This is a genomic window from Bradyrhizobium sp., assembly GCF_016462955.1.
Taxonomy (GTDB): Bacteria; Pseudomonadota; Alphaproteobacteria; order Rhizobiales; family Xanthobacteraceae; genus Bradyrhizobium.
Map to the genome: position 1 here is coordinate 1 of NZ_JAEMSD010000424.1, position 6,045 is coordinate 6,045.

Annotated in this window: 7 protein-coding genes; 3 read left to right on the top strand and 4 right to left on the bottom strand. The window is 66.9% G+C overall.

Features of this window, described 5'->3' with window-relative positions:
- A partial coding sequence (locus JHD07_RS30495; protein ID WP_291628867.1) for an ABC transporter substrate-binding protein occupies positions 1 to 489 on the top strand: 489 nt, incomplete at its 5' end.
- Positions 490 to 638: 149 nt separating this feature from the next.
- On the opposite strand, the gene hemW is transcribed toward JHD07_RS30495, so the two are convergent.
- Genes hemW through rph form a run of 3 tightly spaced genes read right to left on the bottom strand, consistent with a single transcriptional unit; the run spans position 639 to position 3,199 of the window.
- Complete coding sequence (hemW, locus tag JHD07_RS30500) at positions 639 to 1,823, bottom strand: radical SAM family heme chaperone HemW (RefSeq protein ID WP_291628879.1); 1,185 nt, start codon at positions 1,821 to 1,823, stop codon at positions 639 to 641.
- A gap of 16 nt (positions 1,824 to 1,839) precedes the next feature.
- On the bottom strand, positions 1,840 to 2,475 hold the full coding sequence (gene rdgB, locus JHD07_RS30505) for an RdgB/HAM1 family non-canonical purine NTP pyrophosphatase (RefSeq protein ID WP_291628869.1): 636 nt from the start codon (positions 2,473 to 2,475) through the stop codon (positions 1,840 to 1,842).
- 10 nt (positions 2,476 to 2,485) lie between these two features.
- A complete protein-coding gene (rph, locus tag JHD07_RS30510) occupies positions 2,486 to 3,199 on the bottom strand; it encodes a ribonuclease PH (protein WP_291628872.1) in 714 nt (237 codons plus the stop codon).
- A gap of 169 nt (positions 3,200 to 3,368) precedes the next feature.
- On the opposite strand from rph, the gene hrcA reads away from it, so the two are divergent.
- Positions 3,369 to 4,457 (top strand): heat-inducible transcriptional repressor HrcA, encoded by a 1,089-nt coding sequence (gene hrcA, locus JHD07_RS30515; protein ID WP_291628874.1) that lies wholly within the window; start codon positions 3,369 to 3,371, stop codon positions 4,455 to 4,457.
- Positions 4,458 to 4,551: 94 nt separating this feature from the next.
- Positions 4,552 to 5,169: a nucleotide exchange factor GrpE gene (grpE, locus tag JHD07_RS30520; RefSeq protein WP_291628876.1), complete on the top strand. Its 618-nt coding sequence runs from the start codon at positions 4,552 to 4,554 to the stop codon at positions 5,167 to 5,169.
- 56 nt (positions 5,170 to 5,225) lie between these two features.
- Here grpE and JHD07_RS30525 read toward each other — a convergent pair.
- Positions 5,226 to 6,045, bottom strand: an 820-nt coding sequence (locus tag JHD07_RS30525) for a hypothetical protein (RefSeq protein WP_291628877.1), incomplete at its 5' end; no start/stop codon positions are given.

The window sequence follows — 6,045 nt, forward strand, 5'->3', positions numbered from 1 at the left end:
GTCGCGCAGCAGCTCGGCAGCGCGGATGCGCTGTTCATCGCGGATGACGGCGATGCCGTCGTGTCGGTGGCGGATGCGATGACGGCGGCAGGCGCGAATTTGCGCAACATCCAGCTGCTCGGCACCGGCCTGTGGGACAATCCGCGCGTCTATGCCAATGCCAACCTGCAAGGCGGCCTCTACGCTGCGCCGGATCCGGCGGGCTTCCGCGCCTTCTCAGGCCGCTATCGCACCAAATACGGCGCCGAGCCGATCCGCACTGCGACGCTCGCTTATGACGCCGTCGCTCTCGTCGCCGCACTTGCGCGCACGCAAGGCGGCCAGCGCTTTTCGTCCGATGTGCTCACCAACCCGTCGGGCTTTGCCGGCATCGACGGCCTGTTCCGTTTCCGTGCCGATGGCACGAATGAACGTGGCCTCGCCGTGATGAAGGTGACGCAGGGCGGCGGCGTTGCGGTCGCGGGCTCGCCGAAGAGCTTTGGGGCGTAGCTGTCCAACCTCTCCCGCTTGCGGGAGAGGTCGGCGCGAAGCGCCGGGTGAGGGTTCTTCCTCTTGGGGATTGTCCCGTTGCGGAGAGACCCTCTCCCCACCCCTCTCCCGCAAGCGGGCGAGGGAGCGCACCGCCGGTTTGGCTGATATTACGCCGCGAGATCCGCGACCACTGCATCGAGCACCGGGAATCCGCTGCTGGTCACACGCAGCCGTCCCGTTGGGTCCACCGTGATCGCGCCTTCCTCGCGCAGGAGCGCGATGCGGCGGGGGTCGAGCGGGCGGCCGGCGAGGGCCTTGTAGCGCTCGGGGTCGATGCCCTCGGCCAGGCGCAATCCCATCAGCAGGAATTCGTCGGCGCGTTCCTCGCTGTTGAGGAGCTCGTCGGTGACGACGCCGTCGCCGTTGGTCTCGACCCGCATCAGCCAGGCTTCGGGACGCTTCTCGGTGGCGATGGCGTGCCTGACGCCGTCGATGTCGAGGCGGCCATGCGCACCGGGGCCGATGCCGGCATATTCCTCGCCGCGCCAGTACACCAGATTGTGCCGGCACTCGGCACCGCGCCGCGCGTGATTGGAGATCTCGTAAGCCGGCAGGCCGAGCTTGTCGCAGGTTTCCTGCGTGACATCGTAGAGCGCGCGTGCGACAGCCTCGTCCGGCGTCTTCAGCTTGCCGGCCTTGTGCAGGCCGAAGAACGGCGTGCCTTCCTCGATCGTCAATTGATAGAGCGACAGATGCTCGGCCGCTTCGCCGATCGCAACACGCAGCTCGTCGGCCCACATCGCCGGCGTCTGGTCGGGGCGGGCATAGATCAGGTCGAACGAATAGCGGTCGAACGAGCGGCGCGCGATGGCGACGGCATCGAGCGCCTCGCGCGCATTGTGCAAACGGCCCAGCGCCTTCAGGGAGGCGTCGTCGAGCGCCTGCACGCCGAGCGAGACGCGGTTGACGCCGGCGCTGCGATAGCCGGCGAAGCGCGTGGCCTCGACGCTGGTCGGGTTCGCTTCCAGCGTGACTTCGACGTCGCCCGCGACGGTCCAGTGCTTGCCGATCGCATCTAACACGGCGCCGACCGTTGCTGGCTGCATCAAGGACGGTGTGCCGCCGCCGAGGAAGATCGAGGTGACTTCGCGGCCGGGGGCGCGCTCGGCGGTCGTTGCGATCTCGCGCGCGAAGGCGGCGGAGAAGCGCGCCTCGTCGATCGCGGCGTGGCGGACATGGCTGTTGAAGTCGCAATAGGGGCACTTCGACAGGCAGAACGGCCAGTGCACGTAGACGCCGAAAGCTCCAGATTCTTGTTTTGACGCGTTTTCCTTGCGCGAACCGGTACCCACTTCGCTCGAAAACGCTCTATCGCGGCTCAAGGCAGATCTCCGCCAGTTTCACGAAGGCGCGGGCGCGGTGCGACAGGCCGAGGCCGAGCGGCGGCAGGCCGTGCTTCTCGATGCTGGTCATCTCGCCGAAGGTGCGGTCGTGGCCGTCAGGCAGGAACATCGGATCGTACCCGAAGCCGGCGGTGCCGCGCGGCGGCCAGATCAGCGTGCCGTCGACGCGCGCCTCGACCTCTTCGCGATGATCGTCGGGCCAGGCGACGCAGAGCGCGGAGACGAAATGCGCTGTGCGCCTGTCCGGGGTGGTGGCGCCGCGCTCCTGCAGCAGCCGCTCGATCTGCGCCATCGCAGCGTTGAAATCCTTGGACGGACCGGCCCAGCGCGCGCTGTAGATGCCGGGCGCACCGTCCAGCGCGTCGACCACGATGCCGGAATCGTCGGCGAAGGCGGCAAGCCCGGTCGCCTGCGCCGCCGCGATCGCCTTGATCGCGGCGTTGCTGCGGAAATCGTTGCCGGTCTCCTCGGGCTCGGCGAGGCCGAGCTCGCCGGCCGACACCGCCGCGATGCCATACGGCGCAAGCAGCTCGTTCATCTCGGCGAGCTTGCCGGGATTGTGGGTGGCGACGACGAGCTTGTCCGTGATTCGGCGGTGCATGGCCTATTGACTACGCCACCGCCAGTTTCTGCAAGTCCACCAGGCGCGCGATGCCCTTCTGCGCCAGGGCCATCAGCTTCAGGAACTCGTCCTGCGTGAACGGCTCGCGTTCCGCGGTGCCCTGCACCTCGACGATGCGGCCGTCGCCGGTCATGACGAAATTGGCGTCGGTCTCGGCTTCCGAATCCTCGGCATAGTCGAGATCGAGCACCGGCGTGCCGTTGTAGATGCCGCATGAGATTGCGGCGACGTTGTCGCGCATCACGTTGGCCTTCACCATGTTGCGCGCCTTCATCCAGTTGATGCAATCGGCCAGCGCGACCCAGGCGCCGGTGATCGAGGCCGTGCGGGTGCCGCCGTCGGCCTGGAGCACGTCGCAATCGACCGTGATCTGGCGCTCGCCGAGCGCTTCGAGATCGACGATGGTGCGAAGCGAGCGACCGATCAGGCGCTGGATCTCGACGGTACGCCCGCTCTGCTTGCCGGCAGAGGCCTCGCGGCGGGTGCGTTCGCCGGTGGCGCGCGGCAGCATGCCGTATTCGGCGGTGACCCAGCCGCGGCCCTGGCCCTTCAGCCACGGCGGCAGGCGATCCTCCAGCGTGGCGGTGACAAGCACGTGGGTGTCGCCGAATTTCACCAGGCAGGAGCCTTCCGCATATTTGACCACGCCGCGCTCCAGCGTCACGGGGCGCAATTCTTCGGGCGCACGGCGGCTTGGCCGCATGGGGAATCCTCCAAAACTCACGGGAAAAGGCCTGTTGGCCCGTGCTTGTAGGTGCGGCGGGGGTGGGCGGCAAGGTTTTTTCACCCCTGACGTCGAGGCCGCCAACGCCACGCTTGTCAGAACCGTCCCGGATGGACAAATTACCAGTATCCGAGAGGAGTTACCGTCTGTGTCCCATCACGATCCGATCCATCTGATCGCGCCGCACGCAGGCCTTGCCCAGCTCAACGAGCGTTCCCGCGACATCTTTCGTCAAATTGTCGAAAGCTATCTCGCGACCGGCGAGCCCGTCGGCTCGCGCAACATTTCCCGTCTGATCGCCATGCCGCTGTCCCCGGCTTCGGTGCGCAACGTCATGGCCGATCTGGAGCAGCTCGGCCTGATCTATGCCCCGCACACCTCGGCCGGCCGGCTGCCGACGGAGCTCGGCCTGCGCTTCTTCGTCGATGCCCTGATGCAGGTCGGCGACCTCAACGAGGCCGAGCGGCAGTCGATCCAGAGCCAGCTCTCCTCGGTCGGCGAGGCGCAGTCGGTCGAGGCGGCGCTGAACCAGGCCTTGATGCGGCTCTCCGGCCTCACCCGGGCCGCCGCCGTCGTTCTGACGCCGAAATCCAATGCGCGGCTGAAACACATCGAGTTCGTCCGCCTGGAACCGGAAAAGGCGCTGGTGATCCTGGTCGGCGAAGACGGCCAGGTCGAAAACCGCGTATTGACCCTGCCGCCCGGAGTTCCCTCCTCGGCGCTGACCGAGGCCGGTAATTTCCTCAATGCGCGCATCCGCGGTCGCACGCTGGCCGAGGCGCGGCTCGAGCTCGAGACCGCACTTGGCGAGGCCCGTGCCGAGCTGGATCAGCTGACACAGAAAGTGATCTCGGCCGGGATCGCCAGCTGGTCCGGAGGGGAGAGCGAGGACCGGCAGCTCATTGTCCGCGGCCATGCCAATCTGCTGGAAGATCTGCATGCGCTGGAGGATCTGGAGCGGGTGCGCCTGTTGTTCGATGATCTCGAGACCAAGCGCGGCGTGATCGACCTGCTCGGGCGCGCCGAGACCGCGGAGGGCGTGCGCATCTTCATCGGCAGTGAGAACAAGCTGTTCTCGCTGTCCGGATCTTCCACCATCATCTCGCCCTATCGGGATGCCGCCGGCCACATCGTCGGCGTCCTCGGCGTGATCGGCCCGACGCGGCTGAACTATGCCCGCGTGATCCCGACCGTCGACTATGCCGCCCGCATCGTCAGCCGCCTCCTGGGGGGCTGACCGGCGTTTCCGCCGATCACGGGCGCTTGATTTTCGCGAGTTTAGGCACGATATCCGGGCCAACATCCCTGAAACGATTTCGAGATCAGAGCCGATGACCGAGCAAGACCGGCAACCTCAAGACACGACTGCAGCGACCGGCGAGCCCGTGGTGTCGAAACCCTACATCATGCCCGACGATCCCGAGCCGGGTTCGGTCGAAACCTTGCAGAAGGAAGCGGCTGAGGCGCGCGACCGCGTGCTGCGGACGCTGGCCGAGATGGAGAACCTGCGCAAGCGCACCGCCAAGGAAGTCGCTGACGCCCGCCTCTACGGCATCACCGGCTTCGCGCGCGACGTGCTCGACATCGCCGACAATCTCCAGCGTGCGCTCGATGCCGTTCCGGCGGAGGCGCGTGCTGCGGCCGATCCCGGCCTCACGGCGCTGATCGAGGGTGTCGAGTTGACCGAGCGCTCGCTGCACAGCGCGCTGGAAAAGCATGGCGTGAAGAAGCTCGATCCGCAGGGCCAGAAGTTCGACCCGAACTTCCACCAGGCGATGTACGAAGTGCCTGATGCGTCGGTGCCCTCAGGCACCGTGGTGCAGGTCATGCAGGCCGGCTACACCATCGGCGAGCGCGTGCTGCGCCCGGCCCTGGTCGGTGTCGCCAAGGGCGGCGCCAAGGCCGCGCCGGCGGCGAACAACAACGAGTCGAGCGGCGCCCCGAACTGAGTCTCAGACTCTCATGGTGAGGAGCCGCGCCCTTGTGCGGTGCGTGTCCCGAAGGGTTACCCCTTCGGCTGGATCCCGTCGCGCACGGCGCGGAAGCGGGTGAAGGCGGGCAGCCACTGGTCGCGCGGGGCGCTGGCGATGATGCGCAGCGAGGCGCCGCCGCTGGAGAAACGGATCCACTGCACCACGGTCACCGGGATCTTGTCCTTGCCGCTGACGCCGTCGATGCGGGTCTCGAAACCCTGCTGGCCGTTGATGCGGATCGGCTCGGACATGGTGACGCGCGATTCGCGCACGCCGGGAATCTGGAGTGCCGCCTCCTGAGCGAAGCGGGCGCGGTCGTCGGCGGCTTGCGGGGTAGCGCCGATCACGCCGAGGATCATGAACGGCTTCGATTCATAACCCATGGTCTCATCGCCGTCGGCCAGGATGATGCTCGAACCGGGCCCCAGCGTCCGGATGTCCTTAAAGTCGGCGAGATCGGTGATCTTGAACGGCATCAGCGCGATCTGCTCTTCGGCCGAGACCTGCCTGCGGGTGACGGTGCTCGCAAACATCTGCCTGACCGCTTCGTCCGTGTAGATCTTGGCCGCATTCTCCGGAATCTGTACCGCGACATAGCCGGAGAAGCCGGCGCCGGGCACGATCATCGAATAGCGCTTCACCGGGGTGTCGCCGGCCTTGCCGCTCTCGGTGGTGAAATAAGCCAGCCCCGCGGGCGTTTCGATCTTGTCCTGCTTGACGCCATTGGCTCCGGCGGGATTGGAATTGAAGGCGCTCACCACCTCGCCATAGGCCGCCGGCGGCAGCTCGGTGATCAGCACCTTGACGCTGCCGTCCTCGCTCTCGAAGCCCGGGAAGGTCTTGGCCGTGTTG

Excerpts from the sequence above, each read along its gene's own strand:
- rdgB (WP_291628869.1), bottom strand. The coding sequence starts at position 2,475 with ATGCACCGCCGAATCACGGACAAGCTCGTCGTCGCCACCCACAATCCC.
- rph (WP_291628872.1), bottom strand. The coding sequence starts at position 3,199 with ATGCGGCCAAGCCGCCGTGCGCCCGAAGAATTGCGCCCCGTGACGCTG.
- grpE (WP_291628876.1), top strand. The coding sequence starts at position 4,552 with ATGACCGAGCAAGACCGGCAACCTCAAGACACGACTGCAGCGACCGGC.